Genomic DNA, 19,957 nt, shown 5'->3' with positions numbered 1-19,957 from the left:
GAGAAGACAAGAAAGAGGTTGTCAATCGACCAACCTCTTATTCTGAACCTATCAATCTAGCACTTTTTAGCTTCATTCGCTTTCTTAGCAACTGCAATCTGGTATTTCACTTGGTCAAATCCTGTACCTCCCAAGGAATTTCTTCTTTGAACAGCAGTTTTAGGTTGTAAGTAGACATAAATATCCTTGGAAATGAGGGAATGATAGGTTTGCAATTCCTCCAAAGTCCAATCTTGAATATTTTTAGCAGACTTGATAGAGTCTAGCACTAATCTTCCTACAACCTCATGAGCTTCTCTAAATGGCAAACCTTTCCCTGCCAAATAATCTGCTAACTCAGTTGCATTTGAAAAGTCCTTCTCGGTAGATTCTTGCATTTTTTCCTTGTTCACCTGCAAGCTGGATAACATACCTGCCAATACATCGAGGGAATTTAAAATCGTTTCAACCGTATCAAACATCCCTTCCTTATCCTCTTGCAAATCCTTATTATAAGCTAAAGGCAAGGACTTCATGACTGTCAACAGTCCAAACAGATTCCCATAAACTCTACCAGTCTTTCCTCGAATCAACTCAGCCATATCTGGATTTTTCTTTTGGGGCATAATAGAGGAACCTGTTGTAAACGTATCTGACAAGGTAATGAATTGGTACTCAAAACTACACCAATTGATCATTTCTTCGCAAAAACGACTCATATGCATCATGAGTATGCTGGCATTGGATAGAAATTCTAAGATAAAATCACGGTCACTAACAGCATCCAAAGAATTTGTATAAGGCTGCTTAAACTCCAGCAAATCGCTAGACAATTGGCGATCAATGGGGAAAGTCGTTCCTGCCAAAGCTGCCGCACCTAGAGGGCATAGGTCTGTATGCTTCTGGTTAAATTCAAAACGTTCACTGTCTCTCTGAAACATATTGTAATAAGCCATCAGGTGATGGGCAAAACTAATAGGCTGAGCATGTTGCAGATGGGTATAGCCCGGCATGATCGTCTCCACATGATTTTCTGCCAAGTCTAATAAAACACCCTTGAGATGAGCCAGTTTATCTAGGACATGGCCTAGTTGCTCCTTGAGATACAAGTGCATATCTGTCGCAACTTGGTCATTTCGAGAACGAGCTGTATGTAGCTTCCCTGCAAGGGGACCAATTTTTTCTGTCAGTAACACTTCCATATTCATATGAATATCTTCGTTTCCGATATCAAAGTCAAGTTGGCCTGCCTCTAGCTCTTCTAAAAGCTCTTTCAACCCTTCTTGAATCTTTTCTGACTCATTCAAACTCAAAATGCCCGTCTGACCCAACATCTGAACGTGGGCTAAAGAACCAATCACATCAAATTTAGCTAATTTCTGGTCAAAAGATATACTCGCACCAAAGCGCTCTACCCAGTCTTCGACAGTACCTTCAAATCGACCACCCCATAATTTTGTATTCTTAGCCATATCACATCCACCTCTCTATCCAATCGCCCTATTTGGCACTTTTTTGAACCTCAGAATGAACCTTGGTTGGAAGTCCCCACAACTTAATAAAGCCAACAGCCGCATCTTGGTCAAAGGTATCTGCACTAGTATACGTCGCCAAATTTTCATCGTAAAGAGAATTTGGTGATTTCCGAGCCACGACCTGAGCGCTTCCCTTATACAGTTTGACTTTTGCAGTCCCATTGACAACTTTTTGAGTCTCTTTAATATAAGCAATCAAGGCTTGTGTAGCCGGACTAAACCACAAAGCATTATAAATGAGATTTGATAATTCATTTTCTATGATTGGTTTAAAATGAGCCACTTCTCTCACAAGCGTCAAATCCTCAATGTCCTTATGAGCTGTCAGCAGAGTCACTGCCCCTGGGCACTCATAGATTTCTCTTGATTTAATCCCAACCAAGCGATTTTCCACGTGGTCAATCCGTCCGACCCCATGTTTTCCAGCTATTTCATTGAGTTTTTGAATCAAATCTGCCAATTTTAACACTTCTCCATTGAGGGAAACTGGAACACCTTCACTAAACTCAATATCAATGTATTCTGGCATATCTGGAGCTTGCTCTGGAGAAGTTGTGATGCCAAAGGCTTCCTCTGGAGCCTGATTCCATGGATTTTCCAAAATACCACATTCATTGGCACGTCCCCAAAGATTTTGGTCGACAGAGTAGGGATTATCAAGGTCAGCAGGAACAGGTACCCCATTTTCCTTAGCATAATGAATTTCTTCCTCCCGAGACCATTTCCATTCACGAACTGGCGCAATCACTTTTAAATTGGGATCCAAGGCTGCAATCGATACTTCAAAACGCACTTGGTCATTCCCCTTACCAGTACAACCATGAGCAATTGTAGTCGCTCCTGTCTGATGCGCTATTTCAACCAATTTTTTAGAAATAAGAGGGCGGCTCAAGGCAGATACCAAGGGGTACTTTTGTTCATAGTAGGCATGTGACTGGAGAGCCACTAGCACATAATCTGTAGCAAATTCGTCCTTAACATCAATAACATAAGATTCGACTGCCCCAACCTTAAGAGCCTTATTATGGATGAAATCTAAGTCTTTCCCTTCACCCACATCCATACAAACTGCAACAACATCATAATCTTTCTTTAACCAGGTAATAGCAACTGATGTGTCCAAACCGCCAGAATAGGCCAAAATTACTTTTTCTTTACTCATGTTCTTTTCCTTCTTTCTATTTTTCAATGGACGCTTTAAAGGCATCCTCAATGAGTTTGTCTAATTCTCCAGACTCCTTCAACTTTTGAATGGTTTTATCGACTGCTTCTTTCAATTCCTTGCTATCTTTTTTCATGGCAACCGCATAGGAATCATCTTGCTCTTTTTCAAAATTGAGGTCTGCGATTGCTAAATCAGGATTATTTTCCACAAATCCCTTGGCAACTGGTTCTTCAAAGATAACGGCATCCACTTGTCCTGATTTTAAATCTGTGATTAAATTCCCATTTTTAGGCAGAGATACGAGGGAAGAATTTTGTAGCAAATCTTTCGCCATCGTCTCTTGAATCGAACCTTTCTGTGCTCCGACCTTTTTCTGCGCCAAGTCGTTTACAGACTGATAAGTGGCTAAATCAGATTTTTTGACAATGAGCTTATTTTTTGAAGTATAGTAGGGAGTTGAAAAATCGAACACCTTGCCCCGTTCATCTGTCTTAGAAACACCAGATATGGCAAGATCGGCTTTTCCTGATTGAACACTAGCCAGTACATTGTCAAAACTCATGGGAGATAGTTCCAATTCGACACCTAGTTCTGTTGCGATAGCCTTGGCTAATTCGATATCTGAACCCACAATCTGATTTTTCCCATCAACCACTTTTTGGTATTCAAATGGAGCAAAATCTGGATTGAGGGCTACAACCAATTTCCCTTTGGACTTGATGGCTTCAATTCCAGCCGATTGATTGTTACTACAAGCAAATAGTAGGGGGAGCATCACTAAACCAAACATCGTCATCAACACCTTCTTCATCTTATTCATAACAAAGCCTCCTTTATGTTTATTCCTTTTGTTTGTATAAATAATACTCCTATACTCATCATTTGTCAAGCCTAAATTGAAAAAATTTTCAATTTGAAACAAAAAAACCTAGAAATACTACATAAAAATGTCATTCCTAGGCGTATTTATGCTATTAGACTTCCTGCGAAACTAGAATCCTAGTTCACGGTTGATAATTTCAGCAATTAAATTTATTCGTAATCCAAAGCGTTTACGTCGATTTCGATAGGTTGTTGAAAACATTTTAAACGTTTCTACTTTGGCAAAAACATTCTCAACCTTGATTCTCTCTTTAGATAGCACATGATTATAGGATTTATCTTCAAGAGTTAGTGGCTTAAGTTTGCTTGATTTCCTCGGAGTTTGCGCTTGTGAATACATCTTCATGAGCTCTTGACAACCACTGTCAGCCAAGATTTTACCAGTTTGTCCGATATTTCTGCGGCTCATTTTGAACAACTTCATATCGTGGCAATAGTCCACTGCAATATCCAAAGAAACAATTCTCCCTTGGCTTGTGACAATCGCCTGAGCCTTCATAGCATGACATTTCTTTTTACCAGAATAATTGGTTAGTTGATTTTTTTAGGACGATTGATTTTTACCTCTGTTGCATCCACAATCACCGTATCCTCAGCACTAAGATGAGTTTTTAAAATCGTAAAACCACTTTGAAGAAGAGTCACTTCAACCCATTGACTCCGACGGATTAAGTTGCTTTCGTGAATGCCAAAATCAGCCGCAATTTGTTCATAAGTTCGGTATTCTCGCATGTATTGAAGAGTAGCCATGAGGAGGTCTTCTAGGCTTAACTTAGGGGTTCGTCCACCTTTTGCGTGTTTAAGTTGATAAGCTGTTTTTAACACAGCTAACATCTCTTCAAAAGTAGTGCGTTGAACACCAACAAGGCGCTTAAATCGTGCATAACTTAATGGTTTACTTGATTCATAATTCATAGTTTTATGCCAATTTGGCATAAAAGATAATCTTACTCTGGAGAGAAATATCCTAAAAGTTCTGCTTTATGGATTGCCTCCTGCCTATTATTAACACCTAGCTTTGAAAATACATTTGCCAAATGATTCGAAACAGTCCGCTTACTTAAAAATAAGGTTTCACAAACCTCATCAATTGTTAAACCATTTCTAATCGATTCTAACACTTCTATCTCTCGTTCAGACAAGATATCCACGATTTCTTCTACCGAAAAATACTTTTTTCCACTATATATACCTTTTAATTGAGTAAGAAGCTTATCTGGATCGATACTTTTATCAATAAAAGCATAGGCTCCCATCTTCTGAGCTCGATACTCATAAATTTTTTTGCTATACCCTGTTAAGATAACGATTTTAATACCTCGTTCTTTTTTTATCATTTCTTCTGCCAAGGCTAATCCATCTGTTTCATAAATACTAGTCAAATTAATATCTATCAAAATGATATCGTATGGACTATAATCAATATCATCTACTGATTGAAAATTTTCAACTAAATCAACATATTCAATTGTTTCTGATAACTCTAAAATCATTTTTATGCTCTGACTAAACAACTTGTGATCATCAATTAATAAAATTTTCATAGCATAGCTCCTTATCTATTGGTAATTGAATTTCTACTTGAAACATAGCATCCATTGTCTGAATTTCTATTGTTCCACCTAAAACACTAACACGATTTTCTAAATTCTTTAACCCATAACCAAGATGGTTACTAGAAATATCATAATTATTTTTACAAGATAAATAAATAATATCGTCAGATACAGAGAGAGATAACCAAATAGTATGTCCTGATGAATATTTAACAGCATTAGTCACTAATTCTTCAATAAAGCGATAAAGAATCTTATCATACGGTTCCATTAGAAAAAAATCAGACTGAAAATCTGTTTCAACTTCTTTCATAGTCTCATATCTCCTCAATATTCTATCAATTAATGATGTATATTTTTTAGTTAACTCCTCATTGCCACTACTCATTGGTTGATAATAATCCATTCTCTCTCGGATACGTTGAACTAGTTCATCTGAGACATATCCAATCTGAGTTCTAAACTTCTCATCTTCTCCATATTTATTAAAATTTTTAATAGCCATCACACTTTGTAATACTTCGTTATGAAGAAATTCTGCGAATTGTTGCTCTATATCTTCATTAGCTAACAAATTCTTCACCATCTTATTTCTTTTCAAAAATAAAGCTTCTAAATAATCTTTTGCACCCGTTAGCCGCTTACCTCTAAATAATCTAATAAATTCTTCCGTTAGAAATCCAACAATCAGCACAAGTAAATTAAAACAAATAAAACTTTGTTTTAAATCTAGTCTTGCAATAATAAATGTAGCAATTAAAAGGATACTTACCCCCAGTAGTACTTTTAAACTTGCCTCAATATATAATAGTTTCAACTCATCTATCTTTTTTTGAAAACTCATATAAATTGTTTTCAAGTGGAACGAAACAAGTACCAAAAAAATTTCTACATACCATAAAAAATTTAAAATACCAATATCAGCCGTGTTAATATATAAAATGACATAAGTAACGGGTAGAAAAAATGAAAGGAAGGTTAAATTTTTCCTCTGGTAATTTAAAAAAGATTTCAACTCTTTTTTATACATCATTAACAGAACAATAGGTAAGCAAGAAATGAAAAATGATGTAAATATAGATAAGAATAAAAAGAGAGGCTCACTAAAAAAATAAGATATCTCTGTAATAATCGTAACAATAAAAGTTACAAAAAATAGTTCCTCACCTATTTTTTTACCTAACAGAATAATAGATACTGAACTATAAACTAATAGAAAAGAATTAATGGGATGAAGCAGATCTAAAAAATGGAATAATGTGTGTTCAACATTCAAACTCAGAGCCAATTGCCAACTAATTAAAAATAGAGATAGTAATAGCCACAACTTTAATTCACTATATTTAAACTTTAAGAAATTACAAATATAAGTAGAAATAATCAACAAAATAATAAAAACAACTGCAAATTTTTGAGTAAAAGTTGATGAAAAGTCAAATGGAATTTTAAGGTATATATAAACCATTAATATAAAATGATTTATTAAAGTGCTCCACCATAACAATAATGAGTTATCAGAAATATTCTTTAACCACGTCTTCATATTTAAAATTTCCTACTATGATTTTTTGTTATCATTATATCACAAAACCAGAATAAGGATAGCTAATATCCCATTCTGGTTTTCACTCATTAGATCTGATTACTGGCCCTCACACAAATTTTATAGGTAAAATAGATATAAATTGTAAATAAACCAATCATAAACAATAAATATTTTACATCAATTACAACTGTTGTATTTGCAAAATTTTCAAAGTAGCCTAATAAGCTATTACTAAGTGAACAACTCAATGGAATAGCTATTAGCAACGGTATTAGAAAATAGGCGAGAATCTGTTGAAAAATAATTTTTTTATTTTGCATTCTTTGATTTCCTAATAAATAAAGTATATTGTAATCATTAACACTTTCTAATGCATTTGTGGAAGCCTGCAACGACAGAATACTCAATGTGATAACTGTAAAAATAACTCCAACAAAAATTAGAACTAATACAATGACTCCCATAACTCCTAGATATAGTTCTGCTGATCGAACTTTTGTTTGATATACAAAATCAGCTTGATTTCCTTCTTGATCCGTAAAATAATAATTTTCAATCCAGTTCTCTAAAAATGATTCAACATTTCGTTTATCAATCCCTTTTTTATATAAGGCTACATAATGTAAACTGTTAATAGTCAATTTTTTCGCTACTTTATCAGGGACTATCAATGTCCCTCGATCATTATTTTCTACTGTAGTAACAAAATAAACATTTTCCAAAGGACTTTTAGAACTTGACCTTAACTTTACATCGGAAACAGTCAATTCGTTAGTTTTAGAGAGAAATTCCCTAATCTGCTTCCTAGTGCCTTTATAGTTTGCATTTATTAAAAATTCATTGTCTGACAAACTGACTTCTTTTTTCCCTTGAAGTCTTAATAAAGAATTATAATCAGTAAGCGAAACAATATTAACGAACGAGCCTCCTAATTCTTTATCTAAATCCCATAAATTGCTTGTATCAATAATATCTTTATAAGTCAATTCACTTATATAAGTTGGATACTCAAACTCTTTATCAATAATCGAAAAGTCAAAACCATCTTCTTTTAACTTATTCTTTACATCTATATTGTTATGATGGTATTTTTCTCCCTTAAACATCTGCACATCAATATCATAAGGAATAAATTTATTTAAATCATTACTCAATGAACTGTAGGCACTACCACTAAAAATCAATAAGCTAGTTGCTAATGCCAAGGAAAGCGATAATACCGATATGGTCACCGAATTACGATCTGCTTGCTTAGATAGTTGTCTGAGTTTAAATGAATTATATTTCTTGAAATACCAATTTGGCAATGAATAAGTTAAGCGGATCAAAGAATGACTTAATGTACTGTAAAAAATAAATATAACTAGTACAAACAGTGTTATAAGTAACATTCCCCAATTTCTAAGAATTGAAATATGTGTATAGTCTGATAAATAGACACATCCAAAGCAAATAACTAGTGCCGACAAGATAAATAGTAGCAATTGCCATTTTGTTTCTCCTTTCGAAAAAATAGAACTTTTAACACCATTTTCTTGAATAAGAGAAATAATAGCTTGCTTTCTAAAGGTAACTATGTCCATCACACCAATGATTACACTTGTTGCTAAATATGATATTCCTAATAAATTAACTGATTTCATGTCTAGAAAAAACATATTACCAAAATAATTCCCCATAAAAAAATTAGATGCAATATGTGCTAGAACAATCAATACTCCTAACCCTAAGATAAATCCTGCAAGCAAAGCAAACAGATTAACAACCATTGTCTCACAGAAAAGCGTTCCTACAATATGACGTTTTTTCATCCCCAATGTTGCGTATAGACCTAGCTCTTGTTTTCTTCGACCTAATACGAAACCAGTGGAGTAAACAACTAAAAAAGCAATTGTACTCAATACAACATAAGATAATAGTCCCATATATTGTGTCATAATGGTTGTCATCATCTCCTTAGCACCTGATAAACTTTGCATAACAGGATGACTTGGCAAAGCATTAAATGCATAGAGTAGACTATAAATTAACGTTAAACTAAGAAAATAAACTGTGTAGGTCTGTAAATTTCTTTGAACATTTCTGAGAATTAATTTTGGATACATCCTACTTCTCCTTATCGTGTATGTTTATAAATTTTTTGTAAGTATTCTTCATTTGATAAAGAATGGCGGTACATATCTGCTGTAACTTGTCCATCCTTTAATAGAATAATTCGTGATGAATACTTAGCTGCTGCCGGATCATGTGTCACCATTAAAATGGTAATGCCAAAAACTTGATTAATCTCTTGCAGAAGAGCCATTAAATTTTCTGAGTTAGCCGAATCTAAAGCACCTGTTGGTTCATCTGCAATAAGCAGTTTAGATTCATCAATTAGAGCACGTGCGGTGGCAACACGCTGTCTTTGTCCTCCTGATAATTGATTGGGAAATTTATTTCGTAATTGACCAATTGATAATTTTTCTAGGATATTTTCTATTTTTAAATGACAATCAGCAACTTTTTTCCCTTGAATTTGTAATGGTAAGACAATATTCTCATAAACTGTTAAAGTTTCAACTAAATTATAAGATTGAAAGATATAGGAAATATTTTGTGAGCGATAGTTTGCCAATTGATTATCTGTTGCATTGATGATATCAAATCCCTCAAAGGAAATATCACCTGACGTCGGCTTATCGATTGTTGAAATACAGTTTAACAAAGTTGTTTTTCCACTGCCGCTTGCTCCCATAATAGCAAGAAATTCTCCTGTCTTTACAGAGAGATTAACATCCGATAAAGCATGAACTAGGCTATCTCCCTCCCCAAACTCTTTATTTAAATTTTTTACAACTAATTGTGACATAAATATTCCTCCATTTCTATTTTACAAGACTATTATAATCAATCTGAGCTTTAATATCATGAGTAATTCGTGCATAATCTCTCTAAAGACAAGTAAAAAAGCCATAAACTAGTATGGCTTTTTAAATATACATCATTTTCGTTCTTTTCGTTTTTTCATAACGTAGACGATACCAATAATAGATGCTCCTAGAATCAATACGGGAGCATAAAACTCAAGTGTTCCAATAATTCCTTCCATCTTACTCTCCAATCTTGTTCATTCTATCTACAGCGGACATTTGGTGACGTACATTCATAAGAAAGCGTGAAAGCCCACCCACAGCGACCTTGACTAGTCATTCGAATTGCTGTTCTGAGTCCAGCTGCAGAATTACCTGCTAATTCTTGATTGTCAATTTCATGACGCAAGCTATCAACTTCTACATAATTTTCTTCCATTTTGTTTCTCCTATAATTTATCATTTAACTCTATATCTGTCAACTATAACAAGGAAAATTTTCACATCTCAAGAAACATATATACTTCCTAAATTAACAATTAACATTATTACTTGTACATTCATAAGAACATGTGAAACATCGACCGCAGCGACCAGCTAGAGTCATTTTAAATGCTGAATACCAGCCTCCTGCACCAGAAGTTCCTTCCAATTCTTGAGCGCTAATTTCAAAGTCTAAAGTGTCAATTTCTGAATTATATTGCTTGTTTTCCATATTGTCCCTCGCAAAACTTTCCTTGTTTATAATAAATTTAACAAATACTATTTATCAGAATAAAATTTTCTAATCCTTAGTTAACCGCATTTTACATGATTACTAGTACATTCAAATGAACCAGTAAACCATCGACCACAACGACCTGCTAGACTTAATTGAACTGCCGTAAACCAACCTGAACCTGATTTGCCTGAAAGCTCCTGCTCGTTTACCTCAAAATCCAAATTATCAATCTCTGATGACATTTTCTTTTCTTCCATCATTTTCTCCTATTTTTATTTACCACAACTTACGTTGTTACTAGTACATTCAAATGAACCAGTAAACCATCGACCACAACGACCTGCTAGACTTAATTGAACTGCCGTAAACCAACCTGAACCTGATTTACCTGAAAGCTCTTGCTCGTTTACTTCAAAATCCAAATTATCAATCTCTGATGACATTTTCTTTTCTTCCATCATTTTTCCCCCATTTTTATTTACCACAACTTACGTTGTTACTAGTGCATTCAAATGATCCTGTAAACCATCGACCGCAACGACCTGCTAGACTTAATTGAACTGCCGTAAACCAACCTGAACCTGATTTGCCTGAAAGCTCTTGCTCGTTTACTTCAAAATCAAGACTATCAATTTCTTCACATTTATGAATATGTTTAGTCATAAACAACTCTCCTTTCTTTTTTTAAGATAATCATCTTTACACTACTAAGTATACATCGCTAAATAGCTTTAGTAATGAGTAAATCGTGCAATAATATTGAACGATTTAAAAATTAAAAATGGTAATACAGATTGATTAGCTAGATATTCTAATATAGCGATAGACTCCGTGTGAAATATCTTTTTCTATCTATGTCAAGCTAGCTTGAACAATTAAATTGGAACAATCAATTTAGCTCTATGACAATGTATCTATCATAATTCTCACACCTTCAGCATACTGCTAGTAGAAAATAAAGTTGGAGGCTATATTGATGTCACAACGGAGTATTTCTTTGGAAATTCCATAATCTTGTCGTTTTTTTCAGAAAAATAGAAATAATCTGTTCTTAAAGTTCGTATTAGAAAATTAAAACTTACCTTGTTTCAAGCTCTCAATCAAGAAACAATAGAAACCATTTTGAGTAAAGTGTTGATCGGTGGCAATTCGACTAGTCATAACCACCCGTGAAAACGGGTGGCTTGTACACTGGCTATAAGCCGTTTCTCTCCAGCGGCGTCTAAAAACGCTCGCTGAACTTCGTTCAGGTCATGCTATATTATTTGACTAATTTTTCTCACAGAGAAAAACTGGCTTGAAACCACAATTAAAAGGACTGAGTCCTGTGCAATACAGGATTCAATCCTTAGCATAAATTAATAGTTCAACTTTTGAGGTCATTACACCTTGACGAAGTAGAATTCTTTTCAATTTTTACATTTTCCAATATTTTTAGTGAGTGATACTATAAAACTAAACCCCATACTTCTGAGACATAAGTTTATTCTTACTTTTCTTGGAAGTGTGATACAAATGATAAGCATAATCAACTCATTTAATGCAAAATAACTTAAACTTGAAATTTTTTATTAAAATTAATAATTCATTTGATAAAGTTGACTGTATAAACCATCTCTATTATTTAATAGCTCTCTATGCGTCCCTCTCTCAGAAATTTTTCCATTGTCCATAACAAAAATCTGATCAGAGTCAATAATTGTAGATAAACGATGTGCAATCAAGATTATAGTAATATTCTGCTCTTTAAATTTTCTCATTATTTGTTTTTCGTTTACATTATCTAAATAGCTTGTCGCTTCATCTAAGAGCATAATTCGAGGTTTCTTGACTAATGCTCTAGCCAAAATAATTCTTTGACGTTGCCCACCAGACAAATTCAATCCCATCTCCGAAACTAGCGTATGATATCCCATAGGCATATTTTGGATTTCATCGTGAATATTTACTAATTTACAAATTTCCTCTACTTCTTCTTGTGAAATAATATTATCACCTATAATATTTTCAAGAATAGTTTTATTAAAGAGTGTCATATCTTGAGGTACAATTCCAATTTGTTGACGTAAGTATTTTTTCTCAAATTTATCATAATCTATATTATCAAACAATATTTCTCCTGAACTTGCTGGATATAGACCAATTAATAACTTAGATAGAGTGCTTTTCCCAGAACCAGATGATCCGACAATTGCAACCTGCTCTCCTTGTTTTATTTCTAAAGAAATATTTTCTAAAACCTTTTTACTATCTTTTGTATATGAAAATGATACATTTCTTAATTCAATATCGCCTTTTAAATCAAATTTTAATTCTCCATTTTCCTCCATGTCTTCTTCTAAAATTTCAACTATCCTAGCTAAAAACGTTTTACTATTGTAAAATGATACTACTGTTTCAAAAATATTATTAGTTTTACTGAATAAAAGAGTACTTAAAGAATAAAGTGCAAATACACTTCCTATACCAACACTACTATTTGATTGTAAAGCAACAAACAGCAATATAAAAGGTGAAATAAATGTGATAATAGTAAATAACGAATTCACAAATCCTGAAAAAATTTCACTACATTTATATCTATATATATTTTTATCAAATAAACTCTTCCACTGCTTATATGTCTGGTCTTCAAAACCTTCCATTTTAATTCCCATCATAGAATAAACCATTTCAATCTGTTTATTCTGTAAGTCATTTTGAGAAATTATAAATGACTTATTTCTTTGTTCTAAACTCTGTCTGGTCAAGAATAATATAAAAAGATTCAAAAAAAACAATAGAACAGCTAATAAGGATATAATATAATTAAATCTAGCAAAATAGATTAAAATGCAAATAGCAAACCCTATATCTAAAATCCCAAGTATAAACTGATTTGTAAATAACTGTCTGATTCTAGACAAACCATTTATTGAGTAGATTAAATCTCCGCTACTTCTAGTAGAAAAAAATTTATAAGGTAACTTAAAGAGATTACTTATCACATTATTGTTTAGTCGCTCATCAATAGCACTTGTCAATATAATTGCAAAATATCTCTGGCACAACATGATAATAAAATATATGGAGACAAAAACTAAGAATCTAAGTAATAAATCGAATTGTTTAATAAAAACTCCCTTTGAGACTTCGTTTAAAATTTGTTGCATCCATAGAGGAAAAATAAAATTTACTCCATAACTACCTAGTGTTAAAAAAAGCAATGGAATAAAATATGGCCAAGTTTTTAACAACTGTTTATAAACTACTTGAAAGTTTTCTTTACTCTTTCTCCTAGATACTTGTGAACTATCTACTATACTGATTAGATACTCTGAAAAACCTTCTGAAAATTCTTCCAAACTATATCTAATTCTACCAAGTTCTGGATCGACAACCCATACAAATTTTTCGTTTACCTTCTCAATTACTACAAAATGTTTACTTTGCCATAAGGCAATTGCTGGAGTCAAAATTTTAGAGAAATTTTCAATTTGTTCTTTGGGATAACGAAACGACTTAATAGAAAATCCAATATTTTCTAATATATCAATTAAGTTTCCAAAATTTGTTCCATCCCTTCCTGTTTCCTGAATATTACGTAAATCTTTGACAGAAATCTCATGATCAAAATAACTTGATACCATTGCTACACAACATAAACCGCACTCTGTTTTTTGATGCTGTTCTATAAATGGTACTCTTCTCTTCATTACATTCCTCCTTAATTTAATAATAGCAATTCATTAAGACATTTTCTACCCGCCTTATAATTAGCCATCAATATTCCCATTTCACCTGTCAAAACACCCCAATCATCAGTTTCATAGGTCATTTTTTCTAATAAATATTGATTGCTTTCCTGATGTATCTCATTTTCAAATTGATTAGTTTGAACAGGTAAAATTGAATCCAAAATCACCAAATTACCCACATTCCCATGACAAATTGAATTATCCAAATTTAATCCATTAATTAGTATATCTCTGCTGTAATACTCCACTTCTTCCGATAACAACTTATCTGATAACCCATTAATTAACAAATAATGCTTAGCTTTTACAATACCAACAATACCATTACACCAGGAGTAGTATTTAGCATTTTTTCTTACTTTTAGAACTTTATTGAGATTTAGTTCCTCTCTCTCTTTCCTTAAATAGTCTTGTACACACTGAATAATCATTTTTCTAATATTTGAATCTGTACTTAAACTTAAACTATATTTATATAGCTGAACAATTACACCATAATTCCCGTGAGCATACCCTGGATCTTCTGAAATCCATACCCCTTCTTCGGCATATATTTTAAGCAGACGTTGAACAATTAGTTTCATCAACTTATCTGTCAAATTTAATATATCTAAATTTCCTTTAAATGTACTATTGACTTTCAATAAAACACCTAAAATACCAGAAATCCCACCGATAATATCTAAATTATCTAAATTTGAAACTATATCTTTAGTTCTAAAAATGGTTTCAAAGATACATGTTTCAATCTCCAAAGGAATATCTTTATTACTCTCCTTTAATACACACAATGCATATAGATAGCCATAAATTCCGGTAAAAGCTCCAACATTTTGATATGTAATATCAGAACTAAAATCCTTTATGTAGTTAACAGTGTATTTCATTACTCCAGGAAAAAGTTCTTCTAACTCCTTGATTTTTAAACTATTGATTCCAAGTAAAATGCCTGCTGTACCTGAATATAAATCATACTTCATAGGTGATATATCATAATTTTTATCCATAGCTAGCATTGCTAACCAGCTAATTTCGCCATTATGTTCAAACCTACTAGATAATAGTCTTTTTACAAATAATTCTCTTCCAAGATCTTTTCTTTTAGAAGCTTCAATATTTTTTACAAATAATTCGGTCCCCATAAAAGACATATTAATAATTCTCTTCTGACGAACTAAGTTTGAAGTAGATGCTATTTTTATTCTATTTAAAATTTTCTCTACAATACTTTCGCCCTCAAGTGATAAAATATATTCCTTAACTCCATTTGAAATATTATTATTAGATGAATCGGAATAAAAAATTGGGACATCATCATTTTTCAATTGATTAATCTCATCATGAATCATTTTACTATCAAATTCATTGGAAATATCACCATATTCACATAATCTAAGAAAATACATTTCAAAATCATAACGATTTTTTAAGAGTTCTGGGTGATGACTAGTCTCTAGCAACTGTACATATATATTGGTATTTCTATAAATGTATCTCGTTTCACAATTATTAAAATATTTCTTAATCATTTTTGAGATAACTGACTTATTATCAACAAAAATTCTATAAATCTCTTCAAATCCCTGTTGAACTTGAGGTAAATAATTAGAACAAGAGACATTCTCACCCTCGTATCTAACAGTACTGGGAAAGCTTCCAACCTCTTTAAAAACTTTTTCAATTCTGATTTCATCAGTGCCAACATTAGACAGCTGATGTGTTAAATAGGGAGATTCTCTTCTTGCACCAGAATTTAATGCACCTATTTCCATTCCTTTGTTATTATTAATTGAATATAGCGTCATTGGCAAAATACCTGTACTATATACTGAGTTAGCTACAAAGTCATACATTTTATGTATAGATGTATTAATTGTCTCATTTTCACTAAAATGAAGAATTGTTTCATTATCAATCAAATAAGGAAATCTCCCAGATGCTAATACATTTTCTCCATGATAATCTTTGGCACCAAACAAATGTAAAAATGCTAGAATTTTCCCCATATTTTCGAAATATATTTTTACATCTTCTAAAGTAGAACATTCTTGAATTTCAATCATTTCTACATAGCTATATCCTTTCTTAGTTAAAGTCTTAGGGATAAATAATGTATTCGAGATTCCAAATGTCTTTTCAAATTCTTCTGCAAATAATTTTAAATTAACATCCAATATCATATTACGAGGTTTATACACAATATCCTTATCTTTGAAATTTAATATACAAACTGTCTTGCCTTTAGAATGAGTATCACCTGCATTAAAATTAATTTTGGATAATTGTAAATTCGATACTTTAAAATAATTCTGAATATCTTGAATGTCGTCTTCTAAATTATTTAAAATTTCTTGAATATAAAAACTTATATTTTTTAATTTTTGATCTAATACCTCATATAACATTGGATATCTTTTATAAAAATCAACAATATATTCTTTATCTCGTAATAAAGTGTCTATATAGTATTTATATCTATCCTCACTACTCTCCCCCAGAAGTTTTGAATTTCTGCGTAAATCATTAATTTCTAAAACAACTGTACGATAACTAATATTCATACAAATCTCAAAAAAATATGTTTCAATACCTTCTATAAAAGTCTGTTTATCAGAAATATAATTCTTAGTTTCAACAATACTATAAATTTTTTGGACATATTTATAACACAATGGTTTATATAAATCTAACCAATTGATTCTAGTCTTAAGCCTTTGCTGTGGAGTATATAACATCCATTCACCTTGTTCTAGCGCTTCTTCAATAAATAAATCTTTACTTTCATCATAGTCATTATATAGTTGTTCCCATTCATTGAGCCCTTTCCCTGAAACATTCTTTAAAAATGTATCTAACTCCTGAGAATTATTGACATTATTAAATAGTTTTATCCATTTATCTGTAATTGCTGACATAGTAATTCCTCCTTATAATTACTTTAAGATTATCAAATTTTCAAGTAATGGTAATGAGTATTCTATGCACTTTTGAGATTGAGAGACCCAATTTGTAAAATTAAACTAGACAGAAAAAGCCATCTATGTTAGGCTCAGATAAACACCACATTTGTCTGAAAGAAACTAACATAAATGACCTATACTCAATAAATAGAATTCCTAGGAAATCATCGAATTATCAATCACCCTACCAAGTTTTTCTGAGTTACATGAAAAATCTAACTTAATTTGACAATTTAGTATTCACTCAGTCAAAATAAGCAGAACTAACTCATTCCCCCTTGCCCAATTCAATGACGCGATGACATTGTTGGGCTACATAAGCATCGTGGGTCACAATAATGACTGTTTTCCCCTCTCGATTCATCTCTAGGAGAAACTTCAAGACCAAATCTCTATTTTCAGGGTCCAGAGAACCTGTTGGTTCATCGGCTAAAATCAGCTGACTGGGTTTTAAGATGGCTCTAGCAACTGCAATTCGTTGTTGTTCGCCACCAGACAACTCGGAGACCTTTTGGTGCAAAGTAGCTGACAAACCTACTCTCTCTAAAATCTCTTCCACCTTTTTGAGTTTGTCTTTCTTAGACAATTTCACATATTTCAGCGCCAGCATAAGATTGTACTCGACCGTTTCATCATCAATCAGGGCAAAATTTTGAAACAGATAAGAGATATGTTCACGGATTATTGTTTGCGACTTAGCAGAATTAACCGCTAGATTTGTCTGACCAAAAATCTCATACCGTCCGCTATATTCACCATCTATCAAACCTAATAAATTTAACAAGGTCGACTTACCACTACCACTCTTGCCAACAATGGCTACCAAATCCCCCTGATCAATCCTGAGAGATAAGTTATCCAAAATCACTTTTCCCCCAATGGTTTTGGTAATATTTTCCAACTCAATCATAAGATGCCCCCTTTCAATAACTCTACTAGACTTCTTTTCTCCATCCTAGAAGCCAAGCCTAGCACAAATAGTATATCCAAACATGTAAAACCTGCAAAAAGTAGGAGTGGCAAGAGCGCATGGGCAAAGAAAATCAAGACTAGAAGAGGCAGACTATAGCCCAGCAAGAGCAGAACGAGGAGAGGACGGTAGCGATCGACCAGTTTCCACCCCATAAACTTCTTGGTAATGATATCCCTGCGCTTCAACAAGAAAGTAGTAACGAGTAAAAAGTAGGAGACAATCATACTGAGAAGAGCAAATAAGGCAAAAAGAACGTTAAAATTACGAACAGAATCCCGATAGGTATCAACTATCCCCTCTTGAATTGCTTGAATCGATGAAAATTTTAAATAATTTCCATCTGACAATTTCTCAACTAACTCTGTAATCTCTTTTTGATGTTGAACCGTATTTTCAATTTTAATCGGATTATTTAAGCCAGTTGTTGACAGGGAGGCTTTCTCATCCCACATCATATCAGAATCATTGACCAAGCTAATAATTGGATTGGAGAGATTTTCCTTTCGCTTATCACTATATGGGAAAAATGACCAATCTCCTTCATAATAGGCAATCTCGACATCCATCTCCTCTATCGTTCGTTTTTGCTGCTCTTCATACTTCATCGAATGAAAGGCAATTAACTTCCCCAAGAGCTGATTTTTATCTTCTTCACCTTTCGTACTTGCTGGCATCAAAATAACTTTTTTAATACCGGTATCTGGTAGCTTGAATCCCTTGCTCTTTAGAAAATTGCGATTGGCATAGTAAACATCCACCGTATCTGTTAACTGATATTGCTGAATCTGTTCTGATTGGACAAAATTTTTTACAGGAAGACTGCTACTCTGCACATAGCCCGCCTGCGTTTTTTCTACCAAATTCTGATAAAATCGATAGAAATAATCTGTAGATTTCCCTGACCCTGCTAGCTCTTCTTGCCACAGGTTATCATTGAGTTTGAAGGTTTCCAAGGTCAGGTAATTTCCTTGGCTTACCCACTGTTGCTGATAAGCCAATTCTTTGTTTTCTTGTTCTAAACTTCTGCCCACCCCAATCAGTAAGGCCGTCAGTAAAATAGTTGTCCCTATTTTCATCACATAATTGAAAATGAGACCAAGTTTGACAGATGAAAAACCTTTCAACATGGAACTGACTGTCATTTTCTGAATCATCAGGTAGGTCAGCCAACTGATGAACAAATACAACTGTAAAAGTAGAAATTGGGATAAGAGTAAACTTGGGAACAAAAGTTTTGGTCTATAGTCCAGCACTAAAAATAGTCCCAAGTCAATGATAAGACTTCCACCCAAGAGAAGATAAAAATTAGTCTTTACAAAACCAGCTAAAATCGCCCTGCTTTGAAAACCAAGTAACTTTTGAACCCCCACTCGTTTCATCTCCATCATCGGCTGATAAACTGTCATTAAAATCACAAGTAAGATTGCCAAGATAAAGATAATGATAGATAGTAACAACTCTTGATTTAGCACTCCAACCTGACTTCGGTAAGTGGGTTCTAATAAAATCGTCTTATCTATCTGGAAAAAATCACTCCACTTTTGTAGAATGGTATCGCGATCTATCTCTTTGCTGGAGGTAATCATGTAGCGCCCATTTACAGTATGGGATTTATCCTCAATATAGGATTGGAAGGTCTGGAGTCGAATGAGTTTCACCTTTAAAAAGGTGGGAATGGTTCCTAGATTATTGGGAAGATCCTGGTTGCTGTAGACCCCCTTCTCATTCTTTGAAAAATCAAGAGAAGTCAGACCGAACTCCTGATAGGGGAAGGTTTCCTTATTAAAAACACCAGCCTTGACGGCTTCATCGCCATTATCTACTTTGATAATAGAGACCTTGTCTTGATTTGCAACCTCTTCAAAAAATTGGAGAATCGTTTCTGTCGGTTTAGTGACATCTTTCAAGTACAAGTCAAATGAATAGGTTGTCTTGCCCATCTCCTGAATCCGCACTATTTCACGTGTAACATTTACATTCAGGACAAAAAACGTAGTACACAGCAAGAGCAGGAGCATACAAAGATGACTGATTTTTTTCATAGAGATACC

17 protein-coding genes are annotated in these 19,957 nt (G+C 33.2%); all 17 read right to left on the bottom strand.

Annotated elements, in window-relative coordinates; translation table 11 throughout:
• Positions 1-56: 56 nt before the first annotated feature.
• A complete protein-coding gene (gene argH / locus HT679_RS04590; RefSeq protein WP_173213254.1) occupies positions 57-1,451 on the bottom strand; it encodes an argininosuccinate lyase in 1,395 nt (464 codons plus the stop codon).
• A gap of 28 nt (positions 1,452-1,479) precedes the next feature.
• Positions 1,480-2,676, bottom strand: a complete 1,197-nt coding sequence (locus HT679_RS04585) for an argininosuccinate synthase (RefSeq protein ID WP_173213252.1) — start codon at positions 2,674-2,676, stop codon at positions 1,480-1,482.
• 16 nt (positions 2,677-2,692) lie between these two features.
• On the bottom strand, positions 2,693-3,499 hold the full coding sequence (locus tag HT679_RS04580) for an ABC transporter substrate-binding protein (protein ID WP_173213250.1): 807 nt from the start codon (positions 3,497-3,499) through the stop codon (positions 2,693-2,695).
• Between the two features lie 171 nt (positions 3,500-3,670).
• A protein-coding gene (locus HT679_RS04575) for an IS5 family transposase (RefSeq protein ID WP_173213449.1) occupies positions 3,671-4,476 on the bottom strand; the annotation gives its coding sequence in 2 pieces (ribosomal slippage) (positions 3,671-4,099 and positions 4,102-4,476; 804 coding nt in all).
• Between the two features lie 32 nt (positions 4,477-4,508).
• The gene (locus tag HT679_RS04570) at positions 4,509-5,105 is read right to left on the bottom strand and encodes a response regulator transcription factor (protein WP_023945190.1); all 597 of its coding nucleotides are present in this window, start codon (positions 5,103-5,105) and stop codon (positions 4,509-4,511) included.
• Positions 5,086-6,660, bottom strand: coding sequence for an ATP-binding protein (locus HT679_RS04565; RefSeq protein WP_173213248.1), 1,575 nt, complete (start codon positions 6,658-6,660; stop codon positions 5,086-5,088). The genes HT679_RS04570 and HT679_RS04565 overlap by 20 nt, the downstream gene beginning before the upstream one ends.
• Positions 6,661-6,749: 89 nt before the next feature.
• Positions 6,750-8,768: an FtsX-like permease family protein gene (locus HT679_RS04560; protein WP_023945194.1), complete on the bottom strand. Its 2,019-nt coding sequence runs from the start codon at positions 8,766-8,768 to the stop codon at positions 6,750-6,752.
• Positions 8,769-8,779: 11 nt separating this feature from the next.
• Complete coding sequence (locus HT679_RS04555; RefSeq protein WP_023945195.1) at positions 8,780-9,514, bottom strand: ABC transporter ATP-binding protein; 735 nt, start codon at positions 9,512-9,514, stop codon at positions 8,780-8,782.
• Positions 9,515-9,777: 263 nt separating this feature from the next.
• Complete coding sequence (gene slmA, locus HT679_RS04550; protein ID WP_057487960.1) at positions 9,778-9,954, bottom strand: salivaricin M family lantibiotic; 177 nt, start codon at positions 9,952-9,954, stop codon at positions 9,778-9,780.
• A gap of 93 nt (positions 9,955-10,047) precedes the next feature.
• The gene (slmA, locus tag HT679_RS04545; RefSeq protein WP_078156164.1) at positions 10,048-10,230 is read right to left on the bottom strand and encodes a salivaricin M family lantibiotic; all 183 of its coding nucleotides are present in this window, start codon (positions 10,228-10,230) and stop codon (positions 10,048-10,050) included.
• An 80-nt stretch (positions 10,231-10,310) separates the two neighbouring features.
• Positions 10,311-10,478 carry a salivaricin M family lantibiotic gene (slmA, locus tag HT679_RS04540; protein WP_240148716.1) on the bottom strand — a complete coding sequence of 56 codons (168 nt, stop codon included), beginning with the start codon at positions 10,476-10,478 and terminating at the stop codon, positions 10,311-10,313.
• Positions 10,479-10,508: 30 nt separating this feature from the next.
• Complete coding sequence (slmA, locus tag HT679_RS04535; protein ID WP_240148715.1) at positions 10,509-10,679, bottom strand: salivaricin M family lantibiotic; 171 nt, start codon at positions 10,677-10,679, stop codon at positions 10,509-10,511.
• Positions 10,680-10,710: 31 nt separating this feature from the next.
• Positions 10,711-10,899: a salivaricin M family lantibiotic gene (gene slmA, locus HT679_RS04530; protein ID WP_057487957.1), complete on the bottom strand. Its 189-nt coding sequence runs from the start codon at positions 10,897-10,899 to the stop codon at positions 10,711-10,713.
• A gap of 914 nt (positions 10,900-11,813) precedes the next feature.
• Positions 11,814-13,931 carry a peptidase domain-containing ABC transporter gene (locus HT679_RS04525; protein ID WP_078156163.1) on the bottom strand — a complete coding sequence of 706 codons (2,118 nt, stop codon included), beginning with the start codon at positions 13,929-13,931 and terminating at the stop codon, positions 11,814-11,816.
• 11 nt (positions 13,932-13,942) lie between these two features.
• Entirely contained in the window at positions 13,943-16,888 is a 2,946-nt protein-coding gene (gene lanM, locus HT679_RS04520) for a type 2 lanthipeptide synthetase LanM (RefSeq protein ID WP_173213246.1), read from the bottom strand.
• 313 nt (positions 16,889-17,201) lie between these two features.
• Positions 17,202-17,843 (bottom strand): ABC transporter ATP-binding protein, encoded by a 642-nt coding sequence (locus tag HT679_RS04515; protein ID WP_173213244.1) that lies wholly within the window; start codon positions 17,841-17,843, stop codon positions 17,202-17,204.
• On the bottom strand, positions 17,840-19,948 hold the full coding sequence (locus HT679_RS04510) for a bacteriocin-associated integral membrane family protein (protein ID WP_173213242.1): 2,109 nt from the start codon (positions 19,946-19,948) through the stop codon (positions 17,840-17,842). The genes HT679_RS04515 and HT679_RS04510 overlap by 4 nt, the downstream gene beginning before the upstream one ends.
• Between the last annotated feature and the right edge of the window lie 9 nt (positions 19,949-19,957).

The sequence above is a fragment of the Streptococcus sp. 4886 genome (assembly GCF_013276485.1).
Classification (GTDB): domain Bacteria; phylum Bacillota; class Bacilli; order Lactobacillales; family Streptococcaceae; genus Streptococcus.
Note: the sequence above shows the minus strand (reverse complement) of the source record. Positions and strands in the feature narration are given on the sequence as shown.